At 61.2% G+C, this 24167-nt stretch carries 24 protein-coding genes and 1 other RNA gene; 13 read left to right on the top strand and 12 right to left on the bottom strand.

Annotated features, from left to right (window positions below; genetic code table 11):
• Positions 1–13: 13 nt before the first annotated feature.
• Complete coding sequence (locus JN524_RS09115; RefSeq protein WP_139055146.1) at positions 14–799, bottom strand: transporter substrate-binding domain-containing protein; 786 nt, start codon at positions 797–799, stop codon at positions 14–16.
• Positions 800–1055: 256 nt separating this feature from the next.
• Between JN524_RS09115 and JN524_RS09110 the strand changes: the two genes are divergently transcribed.
• The 6 genes from JN524_RS09110 (at position 1056) to JN524_RS09085 (ending at position 8419) form a co-directional block, all read left to right on the top strand.
• The gene (locus JN524_RS09110; protein WP_027610476.1) at positions 1056–1763 is read left to right on the top strand and encodes a FadR/GntR family transcriptional regulator; all 708 of its coding nucleotides are present in this window, start codon (positions 1056–1058) and stop codon (positions 1761–1763) included.
• A gap of 120 nt (positions 1764–1883) precedes the next feature.
• Entirely contained in the window at positions 1884–2213 is a 330-nt protein-coding gene (trxA, locus tag JN524_RS09105; RefSeq protein ID WP_003206727.1) for a thioredoxin TrxA, read from the top strand.
• A gap of 247 nt (positions 2214–2460) precedes the next feature.
• On the top strand, positions 2461–3720 hold the full coding sequence (rho, locus tag JN524_RS09100; RefSeq protein WP_003229334.1) for a transcription termination factor Rho: 1260 nt from the start codon (positions 2461–2463) through the stop codon (positions 3718–3720).
• 194 nt (positions 3721–3914) lie between these two features.
• Positions 3915–5915, top strand: coding sequence for an acyltransferase family protein (locus tag JN524_RS09095; RefSeq protein ID WP_202369146.1), 2001 nt, complete (start codon positions 3915–3917; stop codon positions 5913–5915).
• A 69-nt stretch (positions 5916–5984) separates the two neighbouring features.
• Positions 5985–7451, top strand: a complete 1467-nt coding sequence (gene ubiD / locus JN524_RS09090; RefSeq protein ID WP_003229330.1) for a 4-hydroxy-3-polyprenylbenzoate decarboxylase — start codon at positions 5985–5987, stop codon at positions 7449–7451.
• The gene (locus JN524_RS09085; protein WP_202369145.1) at positions 7451–8419 is read left to right on the top strand and encodes a CDP-6-deoxy-delta-3,4-glucoseen reductase; all 969 of its coding nucleotides are present in this window, start codon (positions 7451–7453) and stop codon (positions 8417–8419) included. The genes ubiD and JN524_RS09085 overlap by 1 nt, the downstream gene beginning before the upstream one ends.
• A gap of 49 nt (positions 8420–8468) precedes the next feature.
• Here JN524_RS09085 and JN524_RS09080 read toward each other — a convergent pair whose 3' ends face one another.
• Entirely contained in the window at positions 8469–8942 is a 474-nt protein-coding gene (locus JN524_RS09080; protein WP_202369144.1) for a sn-glycerol-3-phosphate transporter, read from the bottom strand.
• Positions 8943–9295: 353 nt separating this feature from the next.
• Between JN524_RS09080 and JN524_RS09075 the strand changes: the two genes are divergently transcribed.
• On the top strand, positions 9296–9964 hold the full coding sequence (locus JN524_RS09075; RefSeq protein WP_202369143.1) for a gamma-glutamylcyclotransferase: 669 nt from the start codon (positions 9296–9298) through the stop codon (positions 9962–9964).
• Here the strand turns inward: JN524_RS09075 and glpT are convergent.
• Positions 9940–11289 (bottom strand): glycerol-3-phosphate transporter, encoded by a 1350-nt coding sequence (glpT, locus tag JN524_RS09070; protein ID WP_202369142.1) that lies wholly within the window; start codon positions 11287–11289, stop codon positions 9940–9942. The genes JN524_RS09075 and glpT overlap by 25 nt on opposite strands.
• A gap of 226 nt (positions 11290–11515) precedes the next feature.
• Here glpT and JN524_RS09065 point away from each other — a divergent pair, with 226 nt between their 5' ends.
• The gene (locus JN524_RS09065) at positions 11516–12145 is read left to right on the top strand and encodes a flagellar basal body-associated protein FliL (protein WP_202369141.1); all 630 of its coding nucleotides are present in this window, start codon (positions 11516–11518) and stop codon (positions 12143–12145) included.
• A 14-nt stretch (positions 12146–12159) separates the two neighbouring features.
• Here the strand turns inward: JN524_RS09065 and JN524_RS09060 are convergent, their stop codons facing one another.
• Positions 12160–13137 carry an NADPH:quinone oxidoreductase family protein gene (locus tag JN524_RS09060; protein ID WP_202369140.1) on the bottom strand — a complete coding sequence of 326 codons (978 nt, stop codon included), beginning with the start codon at positions 13135–13137 and terminating at the stop codon, positions 12160–12162.
• A 150-nt stretch (positions 13138–13287) separates the two neighbouring features.
• Here JN524_RS09060 and JN524_RS09055 point away from each other — a divergent pair, with 150 nt between their 5' ends.
• Positions 13288–13695, top strand: coding sequence for a flagellar basal body-associated protein FliL (locus JN524_RS09055; RefSeq protein ID WP_027610485.1), 408 nt, complete (start codon positions 13288–13290; stop codon positions 13693–13695).
• A gap of 16 nt (positions 13696–13711) precedes the next feature.
• On the opposite strand, the gene JN524_RS09050 is transcribed toward JN524_RS09055, so the two are convergent.
• The 4 genes from JN524_RS09050 to JN524_RS09035 all read right to left on the bottom strand — a co-directional run bounded on the left by JN524_RS09050 (position 13712) and on the right by JN524_RS09035 (position 19089).
• Positions 13712–14830, bottom strand: a complete 1119-nt coding sequence (locus JN524_RS09050) for an ABC transporter permease (protein ID WP_202369139.1) — start codon at positions 14828–14830, stop codon at positions 13712–13714.
• Positions 14830–17556 carry a ribosome-associated ATPase/putative transporter RbbA gene (gene rbbA, locus JN524_RS09045; protein ID WP_202369347.1) on the bottom strand — a complete coding sequence of 909 codons (2727 nt, stop codon included), beginning with the start codon at positions 17554–17556 and terminating at the stop codon, positions 14830–14832. The genes JN524_RS09050 and rbbA overlap by 1 nt, the downstream gene beginning before the upstream one ends.
• Positions 17553–18518, bottom strand: coding sequence for an HlyD family secretion protein (locus JN524_RS09040; RefSeq protein WP_202369138.1), 966 nt, complete (start codon positions 18516–18518; stop codon positions 17553–17555). The genes rbbA and JN524_RS09040 overlap by 4 nt, the downstream gene beginning before the upstream one ends.
• Positions 18519–18639: 121 nt before the next feature.
• The gene (locus tag JN524_RS09035) at positions 18640–19089 is read right to left on the bottom strand and encodes an EVE domain-containing protein (RefSeq protein WP_003229310.1); all 450 of its coding nucleotides are present in this window, start codon (positions 19087–19089) and stop codon (positions 18640–18642) included.
• Positions 19090–19286: 197 nt separating this feature from the next.
• Here JN524_RS09035 and JN524_RS09030 point away from each other — a divergent pair, with 197 nt between their 5' ends.
• Complete coding sequence (locus JN524_RS09030) at positions 19287–19442, top strand: hypothetical protein (protein ID WP_003229308.1); 156 nt, start codon at positions 19287–19289, stop codon at positions 19440–19442.
• Positions 19443–19477: 35 nt separating this feature from the next.
• On the opposite strand, the gene JN524_RS09025 is transcribed toward JN524_RS09030, so the two are convergent.
• The 4 genes from JN524_RS09025 to JN524_RS09010 form a co-directional block, all read right to left on the bottom strand.
• On the bottom strand, positions 19478–20083 hold the full coding sequence (locus tag JN524_RS09025; RefSeq protein ID WP_095137625.1) for a 5-formyltetrahydrofolate cyclo-ligase: 606 nt from the start codon (positions 20081–20083) through the stop codon (positions 19478–19480).
• An 80-nt stretch (positions 20084–20163) separates the two neighbouring features.
• Positions 20164–20342, bottom strand: a non-coding RNA gene (gene ssrS, locus JN524_RS09020) — 6S RNA.
• Between the two features lie 30 nt (positions 20343–20372).
• On the bottom strand, positions 20373–20690 hold the full coding sequence (locus tag JN524_RS09015) for a cell division protein ZapA (protein WP_007967943.1): 318 nt from the start codon (positions 20688–20690) through the stop codon (positions 20373–20375).
• The gene (locus tag JN524_RS09010) at positions 20687–20896 is read right to left on the bottom strand and encodes a TIGR02449 family protein (RefSeq protein ID WP_047597101.1); all 210 of its coding nucleotides are present in this window, start codon (positions 20894–20896) and stop codon (positions 20687–20689) included. The genes JN524_RS09015 and JN524_RS09010 overlap by 4 nt, the downstream gene beginning before the upstream one ends.
• A gap of 134 nt (positions 20897–21030) precedes the next feature.
• On the opposite strand from JN524_RS09010, the gene JN524_RS09005 reads away from it, so the two are divergent.
• From JN524_RS09005 to ubiH, 3 genes are read left to right on the top strand one after another with little or no spacing between them, the layout of a single operon-like run.
• A complete protein-coding gene (locus JN524_RS09005; protein WP_202369137.1) occupies positions 21031–21591 on the top strand; it encodes a YecA/YgfB family protein in 561 nt (186 codons plus the stop codon).
• A gap of 27 nt (positions 21592–21618) precedes the next feature.
• A complete protein-coding gene (gene pepP, locus JN524_RS09000) occupies positions 21619–22953 on the top strand; it encodes a Xaa-Pro aminopeptidase (RefSeq protein WP_202369136.1) in 1335 nt (444 codons plus the stop codon).
• Positions 22950–24137 carry a 2-octaprenyl-6-methoxyphenyl hydroxylase gene (ubiH, locus tag JN524_RS08995; RefSeq protein WP_103368194.1) on the top strand — a complete coding sequence of 396 codons (1188 nt, stop codon included), beginning with the start codon at positions 22950–22952 and terminating at the stop codon, positions 24135–24137. Before pepP ends, ubiH begins: the two co-directional genes overlap by 4 nt.
• Positions 24138–24167: the final 30 nt, after the last annotated feature.

The following is a 24167-nucleotide window of genomic DNA, read 5'->3' as shown; positions in this document are numbered from 1 at the left end:
CCCGCGCGACCGATCAGAGGTCGGCCGGCAGCGGCTCTTTGAGCCAGGTCTGCGAGTTTTTCTCCAGCGCGCCGTCGGCCTTGGCGGTGGCGAGGATCTCGTTGACCTTGCCCAGCAGCGCGGGCTCGTTCTTGTTCACGCCGACGTAGACCGGCGAATCCTTGAGCTTCACTTTCAGCGCCGGCACGCGTTTCGGGTTCTTCTCGCTGATCGCCACCATCACCACGTTGCCGCTGGCGATCAGATCGACCTGGCCGGCGAGGTAGGCGGCGATGGTCGAGTTATTGTCCTCGAAGCGCTTGATGGTCACGCCTTCGGGGGCGACCTTGGTCAGCTCGATGTCTTCGATCGCGCCACGGGTGACGCTGATGGTTTTGCCCTTGAGGTCGTCGAGCGTAGTGACGGCGGCATCAGGCGGGCCGAACACCGCGAGGTAGAAAGGCGCGTAGGCGTGGGAGAAGTCGATGACTTTCTCGCGCTCCGGGTTCTTGCCGAGGCTGGAGATCACCAGGTCGACCTTGCCGGTGGTGAGGAACGGGATGCGGTTGGTGCTGTTGACCGGGGTCAGTTCGAGTTTGACCTTGAGCTGCTCGGCCAGCAGTTTTGCCGTGTCGATATCCAGACCACGGGGTTTCATGTCCGGGCCGACCGAGCCGAATGGCGGGAAGTCCTGAGGCACGGCAACTTTCAGTGTGCCGCGTTTGACCACGTCTTCCAGGCCATCGGCGTGGGCGGGGATCTGGCTCAGCATCAGGCTGGAAAACAGAGCGGCGAGGAGGGCTCGGTAACGCAGGGTCATGGCAAATCTCCGGATCGACGGGAAGTGGTTTCTGCGATCGGACAGAGCATGCGCCGTGCCAATACCCGGATTTATCCCCGGCAGGCCGCAGGTTTGCCGGGTTTGTTCGGTCTTACTGGTCTGAACAGTCAGGTTGTTTTTCGCACCCCGATGGCGCACCGGCAGCGGGCGCCGAACCCCGCTGGGGCACGACTTGCCGGATCCGGCGAATAGCTTTACAACTAGCCGCACCTTGGCCTGGCTCGTCTGAAAAACCATGAACTCGATCTCCCGCGCCGTACCCGAAGTGGCGCTGCAAGCCATACGCAAACTGATCACCGAGCAGGGTTTCGGTGCGGGCGATGCGTTGCCGTCGCAACGGGATCTGGCGGTGCAACTGGGGGTCAGTCGGGCGTCGTTGCGCGAGGCGCTGTCGTCGCTCAGTGCGCTGGGCGTGGTCAGCATCCAGCCGGGCAAAGGTGTGTTCGTGCAGGCACCGGTGGAGATTGCGCAGGGCGACAATGCGCCGGGTTGGCCGTTTGCGGCGCAGGCCTCGCCGCTCGACATCTTTCAGTTGCGCTATGCGCTGGAGGGTTTTGCCGCCGGGCTGGCGGCGGTGACCTTGAGCACGTTTGACCTGGATGCGCTTGAGGACAACGTTGCGGCGATGCGCGAGCAATTGAAGGCTGGGGACTTCGAGGCTGCGGCGAAACTCGACTTCGAATTCCACCGGCGCATTCTGCTGGCCAGCGGCAATCAGGCGATGCTGAGCATCCTCACTGCGAGCGCCGAGATCTTTTTGGAGAGCCAGAAGCTACCGTTCATCCGCGCCGAGCGGGCGATGGAAACCTGGCAGGAGCACCGCAAGATCCTTCGTGCGCTGGCGCGCCGGGCATCCGCTGCGGCCCAGAAGGCCATGCAGGAGCACGTGCGCAACGCCGCCCTGCGCACCGGAATTTCCTTCATTGCCCCCGCCACGGCGTGACTTGGGCTATACCCAAACTCATCGAGTGCCATAGCAAGACTCAATCAACTGCGGCTTCCTGAACAAGGGAAGGGCGGCTATGATGGGCCACGTTTTTTTGCTTACAACCTGGAGAATTCCATGAGCAGCGATCTGATCAAACACGTTAGCGACGCCAGCTTCGAAGCCGACGTACTCAAGGCCGAAGGCGCTGTACTGGTCGACTACTGGGCTGAATGGTGCGGCCCTTGCAAAATGATCGCTCCGGTTCTGGACGAGATTGCCGAGACTTATAAAGGCAAGCTGACTGTCGCCAAACTGAACATCGACGAAAACCAGGAAACCCCGGCCAAGCACGGCGTACGTGGTATCCCGACACTGATGCTGTTCAAGAACGGCAACGTTGAAGCGACCAAAGTCGGCGCCCTGTCGAAGTCGCAACTGGCTGCTTTCCTCGACGCCAACATCTAAGCGTCGCAGTAAATCGCCGAAAAAAAGCCTCGCAATTTGCGGGGCTTTTTGCGTATTCAGGGCTAGACGCTCCGAAACTCAGGTGGTACATTCGGCCCCGCACTGGTTTCTCCACTGCCCCCTGCTAGCCGTCGCCGACGCACTCCTTTTCGAACAAGTTCGCGATCCTGTCGCCTTCTCCGCGGCGCGGCCTCATTAAGCCAAAAGCTTAATTTCCCCCCTCCATAAATGATTACGTCATTCCTATATGAATCTGACTGAACTCAAGCAAAAGCCGATTACCGAACTGCTCGAATTGGCCGAACAGATGGGCATAGAAAATATGGCCCGTTCGCGCAAGCAGGACGTGATTTTCTCCCTGCTGAAAAAGCACGCGAAAAGCGGCGAGGAAATCTCCGGTGATGGCGTGCTGGAGATTCTCCAGGACGGCTTCGGCTTCCTGCGCTCCGCTGACGCTTCCTACCTCGCCGGCCCGGACGATATCTACGTCTCGCCGAGCCAGATCCGTCGTTTCAACTTGCGCACCGGTGACACCATCGTTGGCAAGATCCGCCCTCCGAAGGAAGGCGAGCGTTACTTCGCTCTGCTCAAGGTCGACACGATCAACTTCGATCGTCCGGAGAACGCGAAGAACAAGATTCTCTTCGAGAACCTGACCCCGCTGTTCCCGACCGTGCGCATGAAGATGGAAGCCGGCAACGGTTCCACCGAAGACTTGACCGGTCGTGTGATCGACCTGTGCGCCCCGATCGGCAAAGGCCAGCGTGGTCTGATCGTTGCACCGCCGAAAGCCGGTAAGACGATCATGCTGCAGAACATCGCGGCGAACATCGCGCGTAACAACCCTGAAGTTCACCTGATCGTGCTGTTGATCGACGAACGTCCGGAAGAAGTAACCGAAATGCAGCGCACCGTGCGCGGCGAAGTGGTCGCCTCGACCTTCGACGAGCCGCCGACCCGCCACGTGCAGGTTGCCGAAATGGTGATCGAGAAGGCCAAGCGCCTGGTCGAACACAAGAAGGACGTGGTGATCCTGCTCGACTCCATCACCCGTCTGGCCCGTGCCTACAACACCGTGATCCCGAGCTCCGGCAAGGTGCTGACCGGTGGTGTCGATGCTCACGCCCTGGAGAAACCGAAGCGTTTCTTCGGTGCTGCGCGCAACATCGAAGAAGGCGGCTCGCTGACCATTATCGCCACCGCGCTGGTTGAAACCGGCTCGAAGATGGACGAAGTGATCTACGAAGAGTTCAAGGGTACCGGCAACATGGAACTGCCGCTGGACCGCAAGATTGCGGAAAAGCGCGTCTTCCCGGCCATCAACATCAACCGTTCCGGCACCCGCCGCGAAGAGTTGCTGACCGCCGACGACGAACTGCAGCGTATGTGGATCCTGCGCAAGCTGCTGCACCCGATGGACGAAGTGGCTGCCATCGAGTTCCTGGTCGACAAGCTGAAAACGACCAAGACCAACGACGAGTTCTTCCTGTCGATGAAGCGCAAGTAACATCGCCGGTTGAATCGATAAAAAGGGCGTCCCTTTGGGGGGCGCCTTTTTTTTGCATGAAATTTACCCCGGCAATGGGAGGTTCCTGATCTGGTAAGGTCTGTGATCGGGCAACCCACAAACAGCGCTCGGAGCCTCGGTGAATAAGGCTCGAGCTGTACAAAAACAACCATCTGATTGGCATTAAAGATTTTATGAGCACACTCGCTTATCGAAGGGATATCGACGGCCTGCGCGCAGTCGCGGTGATCGCCGTGGTGCTGTTCCATTTTGGCGTCCCGGGGTTTACCGGCGGTTTTGTCGGCGTGGACGTGTTCTTCGTGATTTCCGGCTACCTCATCACCTCGATCATCTGGAATCAGCGTCAGGCTGGCCGTTTCAGTTTCGTCGAGTTCTGGGCGCGGCGTGCGCGCCGCATCCTGCCGGCGCTGTTCGCAATGATCATTGCGGTGCTGGCGGTGGGCTGGTTCCTGCTGGCGCCCAAGGACTATGAAGAGCTGGGGCGCTCGGTGCGCTATCAGGTGACTTTCGTCTCGAACCTCCTGTTCATGCGTCAGGACGGCTACTTCGACGTTGCCTCTGACCTGAAACCGTTGTTGCACACGTGGTCACTGGCGGTGGAGGAGCAGTTCTACATCTTCTTCCCGCTGCTGCTGACGTTGCTCTCGAGTCGCCTGAAACACTGGCGGCTGGCGCTGTTCGGCGTGCTGTTGGTGTCGTTCGGGCTGAGTGTGTGGGCGATCCAGCATCATCCGGAAAAGGCTTTCTTCCTGTTGCCGATGCGCGCCTGGGAATTGCTCGCCGGGGCGATGCTGGCGGTCGCGCCGAAACACGCGTGGCGCTTGAAACCGATGGCTGCCCAGGCCTTGAGCCTGCTCGGCATGGGTTTGATCTTGCTGGCGGTATTCGTCTATGACAAGTCGACGCCGTTTCCGGGGGCCACCGCGTTGTTGCCAGTGCTGGGCGTGGTGCTGCTGATTCTGGCCAACGGTCATCGCGAGACAATGATTGGTCAATTGTTGAGCAGCCGGGTGATGGTCGGCCTCGGGCTGATCTCCTATTCCTGGTATTTGTGGCACTGGCCGGTATTCGTGTTTTCCAGCTACGCCAGTGTCGATGAGCCGGGCGCACTCGACACGGCCGGGTTGATTCTGCTGACGCTGGTGCTGGGTTATCTGTCGTGGAAGTTCGTCGAAACGCCATTCCGTGAACGGCGCTTGCTCGCCGGTCGTCGGCAGATTCTGCTGGCCGGTTTCTGCGGGATTCTGCTGCTCGGCCTGGCCGGGCAATCGCTGCGCTGGACCGATGGCCTGCCATGGCGTTTGTCCGAGCAGGCGCTGCAATACGCCAAGGGCCGCGAATGGCGGCCGGAGCTGATGGCGTGTCTGGCGGATGACAAGACCCCGGACGACAAGCTGTTCTGCCATTACGGCGTGGCGGATCTGCCGACCCACGCGATGGTCTGGGGTGACAGCCATGCCACGGCGCTGATCCCGGTGTTCGATGACGGTGCCAACGCCCACGGCGTCAGCGTGATCCTGGCCAGCTCCCCCGGCTGTATTCCGGTCGACGGGCTGGAACATGACGGTGTCTGTGCGCGCTTCAACAAGCGGGTCGAACAGGGGCTGAAAACCCAATCGGTCAGCGATGTGGTGCTGGTCGCACGCTGGAGCCTGTATCTGTACGGCGACGCCAAAGGCGATCTCGGCCATGTATTGAGAACACCTGACGGCCGCTACGACCGCGCCGACGCCGAACGACGTCTGGCTGAAGGCCTGCGCACTCGCGTGGCGCAATTGCGGGCAGCCGGGCATCGCGTATGGCTGGTGAAAGAGGCGCCGTTGCAGGCGTTCAGCCCGCCGTATCGGCTGACGCGGCTGGCGATGCTTGATCGTCCGGTGGATGGCGTCGGGCTGGACGTCGAGGCGCACCACAAGCGTCAGGTGTTCATCAGTCAGTTGTTCGCGCAGTTGGCGCAGAATGATCCGGCGGTGCGGGTAGTCGATCCGGCGCCGCGACTGTGTGATGAAAACGGCCTGTGCCACGCCGAACTCGGCGGCTACTCGCTGTACACCGACGACAATCATCTGTCCGAAGTCGGTGCGCGGTTTGTGGCGCCGATCCTTGAGCCGCTGTTTATCGGCCTGCAAGCCCGGGAAAACCGTGGAAAAGCACAGACGAATGCAGCCAAGTAAGCAGCGACAGGCTGCCACAGGGCTGCATAGCAGGTAGGATGTACGCCTATTTTGAGGGTGCCATCGTCAATGAAATTCAAGGATCTTCGGGATTTCGTGCAGCAGCTTGAGCAGCGCGGAGAGTTGAAACGCATCCAGATTCCCGTCTCGCCGGTGCTGGAAATGACCGAGGTGTGCGACCGTACGCTGCGGGCCAAGGGCCCGGCGCTGCTGTTCGAGAAGCCGACCGGCTACGACATTCCGGTGCTTGGCAACCTGTTCGGGACCCCGGAGCGGGTGGCCATGGGCATGGGCGCCGAGTCGGTCAGCGAGCTGCGCGAGATCGGCAAGCTGCTGGCTTTCCTCAAGGAGCCGGAGCCGCCGAAGGGCTTGAAGGACGCGTGGTCGAAACTGCCGATCTTCCGCAAGATCATCTCGATGGCACCGAAAGTCGTCAAAGACGCGGTGTGCCAGGAAGTGGTCATCGAAGGCGACGACGTCGACCTGGCGATGCTGCCGGTGCAGACCTGCTGGCCCGGCGACGTCGGCCCGCTGATCACTTGGGGTCTGACTGTCACCAAAGGCCCGAACAAGGATCGTCAGAACCTCGGTATCTACCGTCAGCAAGTGATCGGCCGCAACAAGGTGATCATGCGCTGGCTCAGCCACCGTGGCGGTGCGTTGGACTTCCGTGAGTGGTGCGAGAAGCATCCGGGCCAGCCGTTCCCGGTCTCCGTGGCGCTGGGCGCCGATCCTGCGACCATCCTCGGCGCCGTGACGCCGGTGCCGGACAGCCTCTCCGAATACGCTTTCGCCGGCCTGTTGCGCGGTAACCGTACCGAGCTGGTCAAGTGCCGTGGCAACGACCTGCAAGTGCCGGCCACTGCCGAGATCATCCTCGAAGGGGTGATTCATCCGGGCGAAATGGCCGACGAAGGCCCGTACGGCGACCATACCGGTTACTACAACGAAGTCGACAGCTTCCCGGTGTTCACCGTCGAACGCATCACCCACCGGATCAAACCGATCTATCACAGCACCTACACCGGCCGTCCGCCGGATGAGCCGGCGATTCTCGGCGTGGCGCTGAACGAAGTGTTCGTGCCGATCCTGCAGAAGCAGTTCCCGGAGATCACCGATTTCTATCTGCCGCCGGAAGGCTGCTCGTACCGCATGGCTGTGGTGACGATGAAGAAGTCGTATCCGGGGCATGCCAAGCGCGTGATGCTCGGTGTCTGGTCGTTTTTGCGACAGTTCATGTACACCAAGTTCGTTATCGTCACTGACGACGATATCAACGCCCGGGACTGGAACGACGTGATCTGGGCCATCACCACGCGCATGGACCCCAAGCGCGACACGGTGATGATCGACAACACGCCGATCGACTACCTCGACTTCGCCTCGCCGGTGTCCGGCCTGGGCTCGAAAATGGGCCTGGATGCCACCCACAAGTGGCCGGGCGAAACCACTCGCGAGTGGGGCCGTGTGATCGTCAAGGACGACGCCGTCACCCAGCGGATCGATGCCATCTGGAATCAGTTAGGAATAGATTGATGCGTGTAACCCTGCAGCCCTCCGGAGCAGTGCTTGAGATACGGCCCGGCGAGCGGATTCTCGATGGTGCGCGGCGCCTGGGCTACGACTGCCCGCAAAGCTGTCGCAATGGCAATTGCCACGTATGTGCGGCGCTGTTGGTGGAAGGCCGGGTCGAGCAGGCCGGCAAGGTGCACGACCACGGCGAGTTCTACACTTGCATAGCCGAGCCGCTGGAAGACTGCGTCCTGCTGTGGGATGGCGTGCTCGCGCTGGGAGAACTGCCGGTGCGCAGCCTGTCGTGTCAGGTCATCGAATGCCGGGATGTCGGTGGCGACACCTGGCGCGTGCGTCTGCGTGCGCCGGCCGGCAAGCCGCCGCGTTATCACGCCGGGCAGTACCTGATGATCGAGCGTGAAAACGGCGAGAAGTCGGCGTTCTCCATGGCCTCGGCGCCGCACGGCGGGCGCGATCTGGAAATCCACGTGCTGGCCCGCGAAGCCAGTGCACTGAGCCTGATCGAGCAACTGCAGCGCAACCCGCTGGTGCGCGTCGAACTGCCGTTCGGCGACACGCACCTCGCCGAATTGCCAGAGGGGCCGCTGGTGCTGATCGCCGCCGGTACCGGCATGGGTCAGATCCACAGTTTGATCGAACACTGCCGCGCCAACGGTTTCAAACACCCGGTGCATCTGTATTGGGGCGTGCGCCGTCCGGAAGATTTCTACGACATCGAGCATTGGGACGAATGGCTGAAGCTGCCCAATCTGTTCCTGCACAAGGTCGTCAGCGATCAGTGCGGTTGGGAAGGGCGCTGCGGGATGTTGCACCAGGCCGTATGCGAAGACTTCGCCGATCTGAAGTCCCTGCATGTGTACGCCAGCGGCTCGCCGGCGATGGTCTACGGGACTCTGGATGCGCTGGTGGAAGCCGGGATGGATGCGCACCAGATGCGCGCCGATGTATTTGCGTATGCGCCTCGGTCTTGACCCGCGCGAATTGAGCCGTGCGTTTGAGCTGCGCGTTTGAGTCCCGCCCCTAGAAACGCACGCCGCTAGTCACCATCGCCGCATTGGCGCCGAGAAATACCAGCTCGGCGGCCAATGGGCCATAGTGAGTTCCGATGGACGGAATGATCACCGGCGCAACGCCGTAACGGTTCAGAGGAATCTTGTCCTTGTAATCACCGCGATAACCTTGCAACAGCCCACCGGTGACTTTCAGATACAGCGGGTACTCGCTGCTGTCATAGCGCTTGCCGACGTAGGCGTAGTTCGAGCGCTGGCGGAACGAGTTGCGGAAAGTTGCCCCGCCAAAGACCCACCCGGAAGCCTGATTGCGTTCGATGCCGATCAAGTCTTGATGATTATTGTGTTCGGGGTCAGGCGAATAATGTCGGGTGTAGACACTGGTCTGGGCATACCAGAAACCCTTGTCTTGTGCATCGTCCTCGGCCAATGCATGGCTGGTCTGGGCCATCAGCAATGCGGTCAGAAGTCTTGGGATTTTCATAGTGCAGCCTCAGTTAAACGGGATGGCTTGCGCCAGAGGAAGGCCGTTATACGTAGGCGTTCAGCGACGGAGAAGAAAGAAAGTCCGATATTTTAGTAGGAAGTTTCCCGCGCCTTCATGAACGAAACCTGAACAAGCGAAGGCTTATGCATATTTCATTCGGGTATTTAAGATATTTCTGCAATGGTATTAGGCTATATAAAACCGCATGGCCGGGCTGATAATCCCCAATTAGCGCTATCGGGCAGGTCATACATCCTTTAGCACTTTTCGTTTTACAGTTACTGCTATATGTTCTATCAAGCGAATTGTGCTTACATCTTGTAATACTTGCGGGGCCGAACACTTCCGTCATGACAGCCATTGAATCTGCTTTTGTGAATCTGGCTTATCCTCCGCGGCTCGATCTGGGGCCGCAGCTGACCCACGAACAACTTCTCGTCTCGATGCAATCGACCATGGCGCGCCACAAGGGCGGGCCGGTGTGGCTGTTCGCCTACGGCTCGCTGATCTGGCGTCCGGAGTGCACGGCGGTGGAGCGGGTGCGCGGGCGGGTGCATGGCTACCACCGCGGCTTGTACCTGTGGTCGCACGAGCATCGCGGTACGCCGGAAATGCCCGGGCTGGTGTTTGGTCTGGATCGCGGCGGTTCATGCAGCGGCTTCGCTTATCGGCTGCCGGAAGAAAACCTCGACGCGGCGCTGTACGCGCTATGGAAACGCGAAATGCCGTTCCCGTCCTATCGCCCACACTGGCTCAACTGCCGGCTCGAAGATGGCAGTCAGGTTCAGGCGTTAGGGTTTGTTTTGGAGCGACACCTGCCCAGCTATGCCGGCAACTTGCCGGATCATGTGCTGAGCCAGGTGTTCGAAAGCGCTTGCGGGCGCTACGGCACCACTCGCGATTATGTCGAGCAGACCGTCAACGCCCTGCGCAGCCACGCCATGCCGGATCGAAATCTGGAGGCGCGGCTCAAACGCTGCAAATCAAAGGTCGATCAGGCGAGCGCCTCACGGCTCTGACTGGCGACGTTCTTGTGCCACAAGGTCGGAGCCAGGCAAATCATCGCCATGATGCAGCCGCCTACCAGCAGCACGAAGCCGCCGTCCCAGCCGAAATGGTCCACGGTATAGCCCATCGCTGCACTGGCCGCGACCGACCCACCCAGATAACCAAACAGGCCGGTGAAGCCTGCTGCCGTACCGGCGGCTTTCTTCGGTGCCAGTTCCAGCGCCTGCAAACCGGTCAACATCACCGGGCCATAGATCAGGAAGCCGATAGAGAACAGCGCGATCATGTCGATGGTCGGGTTGCCCGGCGGGTTGAGCCAGTAGACCAGCGTCGCCACGGTGACCAGCGCCATGAATACCATGCCCGTCAGGCCACGATTGCCACGGAAGATCTTGTCTGACATCCAGCCACAAAGCAGCGTGCCTGGAATACCGGCCCACTCGTAGAAGAAGTACGCCCACGACGTGGTGTCCACGGTGAAGTGCTTGGCCTCCTTCAGATACGTCGGGGCCCAGTCCAGTACGCCATAACGCAGCAGGTAGACGAACACGTTGGCCATGGCCACGTACCAGAGCATTTTGTTGCGCAGCACGTACTTGACGAAGATTTCCCTGGTGCTGAATTCGTCTTCGTGGCTGGCATCGTAGCCTTCGGGGTAATCGTTCTTGTACTGCTCGATTGGCGGCAGGCCAACCGATTGCGGGGTGTCGCGCATGGTCATGAACGCGAACGCCGCCACACCCAGGGCCACTGCAGCCGGCACGTAGAATGCCGCATGCCAGTCATTGAACAGGCCCATGCCAAGCAGGAACAATGGACCAATCAGGCCACCACCCACGTTGTGCGCCACGTTCCACACCGACACCACGCCGCCGCGCTCTTTCTGCGACCACCAGTGCACCATGGTGCGACCGCTCGGCGGCCAACCCATGCCCTGAGCCCAGCCGTTGATGAACAAAAGAATGAACATCATGGTCACGCTGGACGTGGCCCACGGTGCGAAACCGAAAATGAACATCACACCTGCCGAGATCAGCAAGCCGAACGGCAGGAAGTAACGCGGGTTGGAACGATCGGACACCAGGCCCATCAAGAACTTCGACAAGCCGTAAGCAATCGCGATGGCTGACATTGCCACGCCTAACTGACCCCGGGTGTAGCCCTCGTCGATCAGGTACGGCATGGCCAGCGAGAAGTTTTTGCGCAGCAGGTAGTAACCGGCGTAACCGAAAAAGATACCGGCGAATATCTGCCAGCGCAGGCGTCGGTAAGTACTGTCTATTTTTTCTTCAGGCAATGGAGCCTGATGTGCGGCAGGTCGAAAGAAAGCAAACATTCAAGAGCTCCAGAATTCTTGTTTTGACTGCGGATGCGAATGTTACAGTTTCGTTACCGAAAATAGCACCGGTTCGCATCAGCAAAACAGCGGAAAATGTTGGAAGTCGCATGTTCTTTTACGAACCTGTCGCTCAGCTGTAAGAACAGGGCGTTTTCACCACTTATCAACATGGGGTGACTTAGACTCGCGGTCCGTTCAGCCGATTGATCAGCCGAGATAAGAAATGTCACTGAAGGTTCGCATGTTGGTGCCGAGATTTTTGGTGGCAGCGGGACTTGCCGTCGTGTTGCTGACATTGATCGTCACCGATCATCCCGCCCATTCCGGTCTGCGCAACGCCACGGTGCTGATCATTCGGCATGCGGAAAAACCGGATACGGGCTCGGTGCTCAATGCCCGAGGTGAACAGCGCGCCGCCGCTTACGTTGACTATTTCAATCCGCTGAAACTCGACGGACAAGCGCTCACCCCCCAGCGTTTGATCGCTGCCGGCGACACCCCGGAAAGTTCGCGCTCACGCCTGACCCTGACCCCGCTGGCCCAGCGCTTGAACCTTGCGATCGAACAGCCCTACGTCAATGGCGACCTGCATCAACTGGTCAAACTGTTGCGCAAGAGCAATCAGGCGCAGACGGTACTGATCGCCTGGCACCATGGCCACATCAATAAACTGCTCAAGGCCTTTGGCGGCGACCCCACGGCGCTGATGGGCCAGGAAAAATGGCCGGATGAGGTCTTCGACTGGCTGATCGTCCTGCGCTTCGATGACAAGGGACGGTTGATTCCGTCCCGCAGCCTGAAGGTGCAGGAGCACCTGTTGCCGGGCGACGCGGCCCCATCGCCCGGCGGCTGAAACAGACTACGGTTTCAGCGCACCTGCACCACCACCTTGCCCACCGCCTTGCGCTGCCCCAGATCGTTGATCGCCTGCGCCGCATTGCTCAGCGGATACACCTGCGACACCAGCGGTTTCAACTTGCCCTCGGCGAACCAGGCGAACAGTTGCTGGAAGTTCGCCGCGTTGTCCTGTGGCTGGCGCTGGGCGAAGGAGCCCCAGAACACGCCGAGTACCGCTGCGCCTTTGAGCAGCGCGAGGTTGACCGGCAGTTCGGGAATGCGTCCGCTGGCGAAGCCGACCACCAGCAGCCGTCCGTTCCAGGCGATGGCGCGGATGGCCTGGTCAAACAGGTCGCCACCGACCGGGTCGTAGATCACGTCAGCGCCCTGGCCGTCGGTGAGGCGTTTGATTTCGTCCTTGAGGCTGGTTTCGCTGTAGTTGATCAGTTCATCAGCGCCGGCAGCCTTGGCCACCGCGAGTTTTTCCGCGCTGCTGGCGGCGGCGATGACCCGGGCACCCATGGCTTTGCCGATTTCCACTGCCGCCAGGCCGACGCCACCGGAGGCGCCGAGCACCAGCAGGGTCTCGCCCGGTTGCAGGTTGGCCCGTTGTTTGAGGGCGTGCATCGAAGTGCCGTAGGTCATGCTGAACGCGGCGGCGGTGTTGAAATTCATCGACGGCGGGATCGGCAGCACGTTGTAACCCGGCACCGCGACCTGTTCGGCGAAGCTGCCCCAGCCGGTCAGGGCCATGACCCGGTCACCGACTTTCAGGTGGCTGACTTTCTCACCGACGGCGCTGACCACACCGGACGCTTCACCTCCGGGGGAGAACGGGAAGGGCGGCTTGAACTGATACTTGCCCTCGATGATCAGCGTGTCCGGGAAGTTGACCCCGGCGGCGTGCACCTCCAGCAGGATTTCGTTCTTCTTCGCGACAGGACTGGCGACGTCTTCCAGCACCAGCGATTCGGCAGGGCCGAAGGCTTTGCACAGCACGGCTTTCATCAGGGCTATTCCTTTGGGAGTGATGGCCGATAAGTGTAGGTGTGTCAGTCAACGGGTCAACGAGCATGCCCGACCCTGATAGTCAGCCATAAGCTTGTGCTTGCGCGGCGGGTCGTTATGCTAGGCCGCAAACCGGATAAGGAGCGAATTGTGAAAGCGTGGATCATGTTGTTGCTGGCCCTGTCTCTGCCTGTGGCAGCGCTGGCCGAAGAAGCCAAAGAAGGCGAGGCGCCGAAGGTCAACTACATCACCCTGAGCCCGCCGTTCGTGGGCAACTACGGGCTGGACGGCACACCGAAGCTGAAGGTCTACAAGGCCGACGTGGCGCTGCGTGTGACGGGCGAAGAGGCGACCAAACTGGTCAAGGCCAACGAGCCGCTGATCCGCAATCAACTGGTGGCGCTGTTCACTCAGCAGACCACCGAGGCGATGGGCAGCATCGAAGGCAAGGAAAAGCTGCGTCAGGAAGCCCTGAAGCAGACCCAGCAAGTGATGAATGACGAGACCGGCAAACCGGTGGTTGAAGATCTGTTGTTCAACAACCTGATCATTCAGTAACCACGCTGGCCGCTGTTCAGGACGCCAGGCTTTTGCGAAAGCGCGCCAATGCGATAACGAAGAACAGCAGGCCGATGGCCGTCAGCGCCAGCAAGTCCGGCCAGACCACGCTCAGCCCGGCGTCGCGAAACAGAATCGCGGCGCTGAGGCTGACAAAATGCGTGGACGGCGAGCCCTGCATGACCCATTGCAGCCACTGCGGCATGCTGTCCAATGGCGTGCTGCCGCCGGACAGCAGCAACATCGGGATGATCACCGGAATCGCCAGCAGGCCGAACTGCGGCGTCGAACGCGCGAGCGTCGCCAGAAAGATGCCCAGCGCGGTACTGGCAAACAGATAAACCGCAGTCACCAGCAAAAACAGGCTCATCGAGCCGGCCAACGGCACATCCAGCAGGCCTTTGACCACCACCTCCAGCGACAGCCAGGTGCACAACACCACCACCAGCAAGTTGCTCCAGATTTTCGCCAGCATGATTTCCAGCGCCGTCAGTGGCAGCACCAGCAAATGGTCGAGCGTGCCGTGTTCGCGTTCGCGCAGCAGCGCCGTGCCGGTGAGGATGATCGCCAGAATGGTGATGTTGTTGACGATCTGAATCACCGCCAGAAACCAGCCACCCTCCAGATTGGTGTTGAACAGCGCGCGGGTGGTCAGTAGCACGGGTGCCTTGGCTGCTGCGTTGCCCTGACCGGCATAGTCGAGCAGTTCGCGCTGGAAGATCCGGCTGATGTAGCCGGCGCCCATGAACGCCTGGCTCATGGCGGTGGCATCGACGTTGACCTGAATCGCCGGTTGCCGCGCCGCCAGCAGGTCGGTTTGAAAGCCCGCCGGGATGTTGATGACGAAGGTGTACTGACCGCTGTCCATGACCTGATCCAGTTGCGCATAAGGCAACAACACCGGCGTCTGGAATTCTGGTGGCTGCAGGGCCTGGGCCAATTGGCGTGAGAGGGCGCTGTGGTCTTCGTCGACGATGGCCACGCTGGCGTTGTGCACGCCGATCACCGAACCGGCGGCGGGCATGTAGATCGCTACGGTGAAGGCGTAGAACAGGAACAGCAGCAAAACGCTGTCATGGCGCAGGCTGGTCAGTTCCTTGAGTCCCAGGCGCAGGATGTGCGCGAACTTGTGCATCAGGCCTCCTGCTTTTTCAGCATGATCAGGCTCAGCCCGGTGAATCCGACAAAGAACCCGAGCAGCGCCAGGCACTGTGGCCACAGCTGACGCAAGTCCAGCGCTTTGGTGAACGTACCCACCGCGATGTCGAGGAAGTGCCCCGCCGGAAACAGCATGCCCATAATCGCTGCCGCGCCCTCCAGTGAAGAGCGCGGCACGATCAGCCCGGAGAACTGGATGGTCGGCAGGCTGGTGATGATCATAGTGCCGAGGATCGCGGCAATTTGCGTGCGGGTGAACGCCGAGATCAGCAGGCCCATGCTGGTGGTCGCCAGCACGTACAGCAGGCCGCCGAATGCCAGCGTCAGCAGGCTGCCCTTGAACGGCACGCCGAACAGCCAGCGATTCATCGCCACCAGCAGCGCCAAGTTGACCAGACTGACCAGCAGGTACGGCGCCTGTTTGCCCAGCAGAAATTCGAGGCGGGTCAGGGGCGTGGCGTAGAAATTGGTGATCGACCCCAACTCCTTTTCGCGGACGATGCCCAGCGCCGTGAGCATCGCCGGAATGAAGGCGAGGATCAGCGCCATGACCCCGGGGCCAATAGCGTTGACGCTGACCACGTCCTGGTTGTAGCGAAAGCGGGTCTCGAGGCTGGCGGCCGCCGGGTGGGCCAGCGCGGGGCTGCTCTGCTCGGCCAGCTGTTGCAGGTTGCCCAGGTGCACGGCTTCAACATAGTTACGACTGGTTTCGGCGCGAAACGGCATGCCGCCATCCAGCCACGCCGCCACAGCGGGTTGGCGCCCGGCGTACAGATCGCGGCCGAATCCGGGGGGAATCTCAAGCGCCAGTTTGATTTCCGAGAGTTGCAGGCGCCGGTGCAGTTCCTGCGGGTCATGAATGGCCGGCTGTTCGTCGAAGTACCGGGAGCCGCGAAACGCCTCCAGATAAGCTCGGCTTTGCGGTGTCTGATCCTGGTCGTACACGGCGAACGCGAGGTTTTCCACGTCCAGCGAGATGCCGTAACCGAAGATCACCATCATGAAAATCGCCCCGGCCAAGGCGAACGCCATGCGCACTTTGTCGCGCAGCAGCTCCTTGCCTTCGCGACTGGCCACGGCCAACAGGCGACCGAGGCTGAAACCGTGACGGGGCAGCGGTGTTGTCGCTGCGCTCGGCGGCGCCATTTGCGGTTCGGCCACAGGCGCTGATGGCTGAGCGCCCTGAGCCTGTTCCAGGCAAGTGACGAAGGCCGCTTCCAGCGTGTCCCCGGCGAACTGGCGTTGCAGCGCCGCCGGGGTGTCGCAGGCGAGGACCTTGCCCGCGTGCATCAGCGAGATGCGGTCGCAGCGCTGCGCTTCGTTCATGAAGTGCGTGGAGAGGAAGATCGTCACGCCTTGTTCACGGGACAACTCGATCAACAGTCGCCAGAAATCATCACGGGCTGCCGGATCGACGCCGGAAGTCGGCTCGTCGAGAATCAGCACCTCCGGGCGGTGCAGCACCGCCACCGCCAGTGACAGACGCTGGCGCAGCCCCAATGGCAATGCCCCGGATGGCTGGTCGGCGACGGCGAGCAGATTGAAGCGTTCGATCAATGCTTCGATGCGTTGTGCGCTCTCGGTTTTGGGCAGGTCGAACAGCCGCGCGTGCAGTTCGAGGTTCTGCCGTACACTGAGTTCGCCATACAGCGAAAAACTCTGCGACATGAAGCCGACCCGCTTGCGCGTGGCCAGATCCTTGGCGTTCACCGGGTTGCCGAGCAGCGTCGCACTGCCTTCACTGGCCGGCATCAGCCCGGTCAGGACCTTCATGGTGGTGGTCTTGCCGCAGCCGTTGGAGCCAAGAAAGCCGAAAATCTCGCCACGCCCAATGGCAAAACTGACGTGATCCACAGCGGTGAAATCGCCGAAGCGCAGCGTCAGGTCGTGGGCTTCGATGGCGATGTCGCTGCTGGTGCCGGTGCGCGGTGGAATCACCAGCGGTTGAGCGTCATGCTGGCTGTCGCCCTGGAAGTGGGTGAAGGCGTCATCGAGTTTGCCGCTGGGGGTGACGGTCGCCAGCTCACGACTCAGGCCGGTGGCGATCAACTTGCCGGCATCGAGCATCAGGCAATGCTCGAACTGCTCGGCTTCTTCCATATAGGCCGTGGCGACCAGCAGCGTCAGTTGCGGGCGCTGGCGTCGCACATCGTCGACCAACTCCCAGAAGCGCCGGCGCGAGAGTGGGTCGACGCCGGTGGTCGGCTCATCGAGGATCAGCAGATCCGGTTCATGGATCAGCGCGCAGCACAGCCCGAGTTTCTGCTTCATGCCACCGGACAACTTGCCGGCAGGGCGCTCGGCGAACTTCAGCAGATCCGTGGCGAGCAACAGGCTGTGCATGCGCTGCTCGCTTTCAGCCTTGGACAGGCCGAACAGCGTCGAGAAGAACTGGATGTTCTCGCGGATCGACAGCTCCGGGTACAGGTTGCCGCCCAGCCCCTGCGGCATGAAGGCGATGCGCGCATAGAGTGTGTCGCGATGCCGGCGATCCTCGATCGCGCCACCGAGCACCTCCAGTTGCCCTTGCTGCAGGGTCTTCACGCCGGCAATCAATCCCAGCAGACTGGACTTGCCCGCACCATCGGGGCCGATCAGCCCGCAGCGCGTACCGGCGGGCAGGCTGAAGGCGATGTCGCTCAGCGCTTGCTGTTTACCGTAGCGGTGGGCGATACCGGTTGCTTGCACCGCAAGGCCGCTCATTGCAGATTGGCCGGCCATTCGACGGGCGCGATCCGCACGTAGCCGGCCCCCGGCATGCCGGGTTTGGCCTGCGGCACGGCGCTGGGTTGAACCAGGCGCAGCTTGACGCGGAACACCAGTTTTTGCCGCTCGTCGCGGGTCTCGACCTCTTTGGGGGTGAACTGCGATTTGGCCGCGACGAAGCTGATTTTTGCCGGCAGCGGGTTATCGGGCAAAGCATCGAGCAGCACGCGCGCCTCATCGCCCACCGCCAGGCGCCCGGCCACCGCGGCTGACAGATAGAGGTTCATGTACTGGTCGTTGGGATCGATCAGCAGCAAGACCCGGCCACCGGCCCCCAGCACTTCGCCGGGTTCGGCCATGCGCAGCTGGATCACGCCATCAATCGGCGCGCGCAGACTGCTGTCGTCAATTTCACTGGTCAACTGTGCGACTTGAGCCTGTGCCGCGCCAATCGCCGCACTGACAGCAGACACCTGGGCCCGGGCGGCGACAACGGCAGCGTTGCCAGTGCCGATGCGTGACTGCAACTGATCGATGATCTGCGCGCTGACGTAACCGTGCTTGAACAGTGATTGCGAGCGGCCGAGTTCTTGCTGGGCCAGCAGCAGTTCACTCTGGCGCAATTGCACGTTGGCCTGAGCAGCGTTGAGATTTTCCCGAGCGCGCAACACTTCGGCTTCTGCCTGATTGCGCTGGGCTTCGAGGGTGCGGGTGTCCATACGCGCCAGCAGTTGGCCCTTGCTGACCTTGTCGCCTTCGTCGACCAGCACCTCGGCGAGGCGCCCGGGGGTCTTGCTGGCGATCTGCACTTCAGTGGCTTCCAGCCGCCCGTTGCCCATCGACAGTCCTTCGACCAGGCGGCTGCTGATGGACATCCAGTAACCTAATCCGCCAGCGGCGGCGAGTAACACCAGGAGCGAACCGGCGTATAGAAGTGAAGAACGGCTGTGCGTCGACATGGGGGCATCCTGCGGCAGTGGCTTGCAGTCTGACTGTTCAAGCGTTCCGTTCGCTTGATGTCAGTCAAATGAGCGTCAAGCCTAGCCCCTTTTGTCGGTAAAAACCGTGACCGGCAAGTTCTCAGCGCAAGCCGAGCACGGCGGCCCACTGTTCGGCCGTCACTGGCATGACCGACAGGCGACTGCCTTTTTGCACCAGCGGCATTTCGGCCAGTGCGGTCTGCTGTTTCAGGTAATCAAGCTTCAGCACCCGGGCAAACGTCTCGACGTGTGCCACATCAATCGCACTCCAGGCGTTTTTCTCGGGTGTGGCCTTCGGGTCGAAGTAATGGCTCTCGGGTTCCAGTGCGGTGGGATCCGGGTACGCCGCCTCGATTATTTTGCCGATTCCGGCGATACCCGGCTCCGGGCAACTGGAGTGGTAGAAAAAGAACTCATCGCCCACCGCCATCGCCCGCAGGAAATTGCGCGCCTGATAGTTGCGAACCCCGTCCCAGCGCGCTTTGCCGAGTTTCTCCAGATCTTTGATCGAGAGTTCGTCGGGCTCGGATTTCATCAGCCAATAGGCCATGTCTTTTGCTCCTCAAGCGGTGATTGGGCAGGTTGTCGGGCAATTTTATGACAAACCGACGGTCGGTTGACGTCAGCGTTTGCGCCCGGGTTCACGTTGTCGCAAAATGCCGGCCTTTAAAGCTTGACGCTGCTGCACGGCCTACGAATGGAAACCGCTGCTGTCATCGTGATGATGTGCCTTGAGGGGGGCAATCGATGAAACGCAAACCGGATTTGCTATGGACTTTGGTTATTTTGTTCGGCCTTGGCGTCGTGACCACCGGTTACGCGCAAAGTCTGTGGACGAGCAAGACCGATGCTCCGGTTGAAGTCGCGCAACAGGTTCAACAGTCGACCGCTTTCAAACGCTGAAACTGCCTTCCCGACGCCGCTGATCTGCGCGGCGTCTATCCTGCGAAATACCACGCCTTATCGGTGACCGTGCCCTGCAACGGTACATCCCAGCTGGCCTGCGCCAGGCGTTCGACCTTCTGACATTCATGGGCCAGGCCCAGCAACGTCGGCTTGCGCCAGTTCTTGCGCCGGGCCAGGTACGCCAGACTGCGATCGTAGAATCCGCCGCCCATCCCCAGGCGTCCGCCAACATCGTCAAACCCCACCAGTGGCAACAGCACCAGATCCAGGGTCCAGATCTTGCGCTGATGAGCCAGATTGGCCCGCGGTTCGAGGATGCGGAAGCGATTGGGCTTGAGCTTGTCGCCGGGGCGAATCCGCTGGAACACCATTTTGGTTCGCGGCCAGGCGCTTAGCACCGGCAGATACGTGGCTTTGCCGCGACGCTGGGCTTCACGCAGCAGCAGACGCGGGTCGATTTCACCGTCGGTGGGCAGATAAAGCGAAATATGTCGGGCCCGGCGGAAGTGCGGGTCTTGCGCCAGTTGGCGGAACAGGCCTTTGGCGGCTTGTCGTTGTTCACCGGGAGTCAGTGAACGACGCGCCTTGCGCAGCAGGCGGCGGAGTTGCGGGCGGGGCAGCAGCGCAGGTTCGGTCATGGTTCGGCTTCGGCAGGTGAGGGCGAAAACGCACGCATAAAAAATCCGATGCCGGCAAAAACCGGCATCGGATTCGAATCAGGCTCCCCGGATGAACCGCTGTCAACTTAGCCCTTGAACCCGAAAGTTCAAGGTGGAGGATGCAGTAGACTTTAAGGCTTTCCGTCTGGCGGACATGCACACCAGCCCAACGTGCAACCTCCAGGGTAGTGCAAATCGGCTCAGGGACATCGTCAACTGGCAAGCACCCCAGGGAGTGCCGCGAGTATACCTCAAGCGGCCTGGCGAATCAGCCCTTGCTGATGTCCGGATCGTCGGCCAGCACCAGATCGACACGATCGAGCAAGTCGCGCACCTGTTCACGGGTCGAGCCGCTGGCCTGGATGTCCGGGCGCTCTTCTTTGTGCAAGAGGTCGTGGGTGATGTTCAGCGCGGCCATTACCGCAATACGGTCGGCGCCGATGACTTTGCCGCTGCTGCGGATCTCGCGCATCTTGCCATCCAGGTAGCGGGCGGCGCTGACCAGATTGCTGCGTTCTTCCTGGGGGCAGATGATCGAATATTCTTTGTCGAGGATCTGCACGGTAACGCTATTGCTTGAACTCATGAGTCTTGCTCCAGGGCCTTGAGGCGCGAAATCATCGATTCGACCTTACGCCGAGCGATTTCGTTTTTTTCAATGAGGTGAGCGCGTTCCTCGCGCCAGGTCTTTTCCTGAGCTAGTAAGAGTGCGTTTTGACTCTTTAGTTGCTCGACTCGGCTAATCAGCTTTTCGAGTCTGGCCATCAGCGCTTGCAGGTCGGTGTCTTCCATTGTGTCCACTGAATTCATCTGATGGGCGGCAGGCGCCTGGCTGGCGGACAGCCTTTAATAGTCTTGGCGAGTCTGTCGATGTAGGATACAAGGCCTTCATTCTAGACATAGCGCCGTCTGGCGCCTAGCTGCCCATGACCATTGCGAATTCCCCGTACCAAGCCTTTGCCACCCTGCTGACTTCCAGCGGCCACAACGTCTCGCCTGCCGAACTGCACGGCCTGCTGCTCGGCCGCAGCTGCGCCGGTGCCGGCTTCGATAACGAAGGCTGGCTGATCGACGCCGCCGAACTGCTCGAAGGCGACATCCAGGACAACGTCCGCAACGCCCTGATTGGCCTGCAAGAAATGGTCAAGGGCGAGCTGACCGGTAGCGACGTCACCGTCGTTCTGCTGCTGCCGACCGATGACGCGCCGCTGGCCGACCGCGCCGCCGCACTGGGCCAATGGTGCCAGGGCTTCCTCAGCGGTTTCGGCCTGAACTGCCGCGACAGCAGCATGCTCAGCACCGAAGCCACCGAAGTGCTGCAGGATCTGGCGGCGATCTCCCAGGTGCAAGACGCTCTGGAAGAATCCGAAGACGGCGAAAGCGACTACATGGAAGTCATGGAGTACCTGCGCGTCGCGCCGCTGTTGCTGTTCTCGGAAACCAAGAAAGCCGACGTGCCGCCAGCCGCCAAGCCGTCGCTGCATTAATCGCGTGCCAGGGAAAGCCATCTGCCCATGACCCATATCCCCAAAGCGGAATACAGCCGTCGCCGCAAGGCCCTGATGGCGCAGATGGAACCCAACAGCATCGCGATCCTGCCCGCCGCCGCAGTCGCGATCCGCAACCGCGACGTCGAGCACGTCTACCGTCAGGACAGCGACTTCCAGTACCTCAGCGGTTTCCCCGAGCCGCAAGCCGTCATCGTCCTGATGCCCGGCCGCGAGCACGGCGAGTACGTACTGTTCTGCCGTGAGCGCAACGCCGAACGCGAGTTATGGGACGGCCTGCGCGCAGGGCAGGAAGGTGCAATCCGTGATTACGGCGCTGACGACGCGTTCCCGATTACCGACATCGACGACATCCTCCCGGGCCTGATCGAGGGTCGCGACCGGGTGTATTCGGCGATGGGCAGCAACCCGGAATTCGATCGGCACCTGATGGACTGGATCAACGTGATCCGCTCCAAGGCGCACCTCGGCGCCCAGCCACCGAACGAATTCGTTGCCCTGGATCATCTGCTGCACGACATGCGCCTGTATAAATCGGCGGCAGAAGTGAAGGTGATGCGCGAAGCCGCACGGATTTCCGCTCAGGCGCATATCCGCGCGATGCAGGCCAGCCGGCCCGGGCTTTACGAGTACAGCCTGGAAGCCGAGCTCGATTACGAGTTCCGCAAGGGCGGGGCGAAGATGCCGGCCTACGGTTCGATCGTCGCTGCCGGGCGCAATAGCTGCATCCTGCATTACCAGCAGAATGACGCGCTGCTTAAGGACGGTGATCTGGTGTTGATCGACGCTGGTTGCGAGATCGACTGCTACGCCAGCGACATCACCCGCACCTGGCCGGTCAACGGCAAGTTTTCCACCGAGCAGAAAGCGATTTACGAACTGGTGCTGGCTTCGCAGGAAGCCGCGTTCGCTGAAATCGCCCCGAACAAAAACTGGAACCAGGCGCACGAAGCGACGGTACGGGTGATTACCGCAGGCCTGGTCAAGCTCGGAATCCTGCAAGGCGAGGTCGATGAGTTGATCGTGACCGAAGCCTATAAAGCGTTTTACATGCACCGTGCCGGTCATTGGCTGGGCATGGATGTACATGACGTTGGCGAGTACAAGGTCGGCGGCGAATGGCGGGTGCTGGAGGTCGGCATGGCGCTGACCGTGGAACCGGGCATTTATATCGCCCCGGACAACCAGAACGTAGCAAAGAAATGGCGCGGCATTGGCGTGCGCATCGAGGATGACGTGGTAGTGACCAAGACCGGTTGTGAAATATTGACCAGCGGCGTACCGAAAACCGTCGCCGAGATCGAAGCGCTGATGGCGCAAGCACGGACACACGCGGCATGAGTCGAGTCAATCTGGCAATCATCGGTGGCGGCCTGGTCGGCGCCAGTCTGGCGTTGGCCTTGCAGGCCGGGGCCAAGGCGCGTGGCTGGAAAATCGTCCTGATTGAACCGTTCGCCCCCGGCGACAGCTGGCAGCCGAGCTACGACGCGCGTTCGTCGGCGCTGTCCTTCGGTTCGCGGCAGATCTATCAACGGCTTGGCGTTTGGCAGGAGATTTCCCGCCGCGCCGAGCCGATCAAACAGATTCACGTATCCGACCGTGGTCGCTTCTCCACCGCCCGTCTGTCGGCGATGGAAGAAGGCGTGCCAGCGCTCGGCTACGTGGTGGAAAACGCCTGGCTCGGCCAGTGCCTGTGGCAGCACCTCGACAAAGACGTGATCAGCTGGCGCTGCCCGGCGGAAGTCACGCGCATGGAGCCGCTGCCCGACGGCTATCGCCTGACCCTCAACGATGAAACCACCGTCGAGTGCGATCTGGCGGTGCTGGCCGATGGCGGCCGTTCCGGTTTGCGCGAGCAACTGGGCATCAATGTGCGCAAGCGTCCGTACAACCAGAGCGCGCTGATCGCCAACATCACTCCGAGCGAATCACACAACGGCATGGCCTTCGAGCGCTTCACCGACGAAGGGCCGATGGCCTTGCTGCCGCTGCCGGACAACCGTTGCGCACTGGTCTGGACCCGCCTGGGCATGGATGCGCAACGCCTGGCAGACCTCAGCGAGCGCGATTTCCTCAGCGAACTGCAAGGCGTGTTCGGCTACCGCCTCGGCACCTTGAAACAGGTCGGCGCGCGGCATTTGTATCCGCTGTCGCTGGTCGAGGCCGAGGAGCAAGTACGCTCGCATCTGGCCGTACTCGGCAATGCCGCGCACAGCCTGCACCCGATTGCCGGACAAGGTTTCAACCTGTCCCTGCGCGACGCCGATGCCTTGGCCGCCGCACTGCTCGCCAGCGACAAACCGCTGGGCGACTTCGCCACCTTGCAGGCCTATCGCGAGCGGCAGCGTCTGGATCAGGAGCTCACCGTGGGCTTCTCCGATCAGGTCACCCGACTGTTCGGCAGCACCCAGCCGCTGGTCTCGCTGGGCCGCAACATCGGCCTGCTCGGTCTCGATCTGTTGCCACCGGCCAAGCGCTGGTTTGCTCGTCAGGCCATGGGGCTGGGGACGCGGCCGGATGCTTGAGCGGCGGGTCGGCACTTTCACTTTCAGCAG

Origin of the sequence: Pseudomonas sp. MWU318, assembly GCF_016756945.1 — a bacterium.
In the GTDB taxonomy this organism is placed as follows: Bacteria; Pseudomonadota; Gammaproteobacteria; order Pseudomonadales; family Pseudomonadaceae; genus Aquipseudomonas; species Aquipseudomonas putida_A.
The sequence above is the reverse complement of the archived record's forward strand: the minus strand, read 5'-3'. Positions and strand labels throughout refer to the sequence as shown.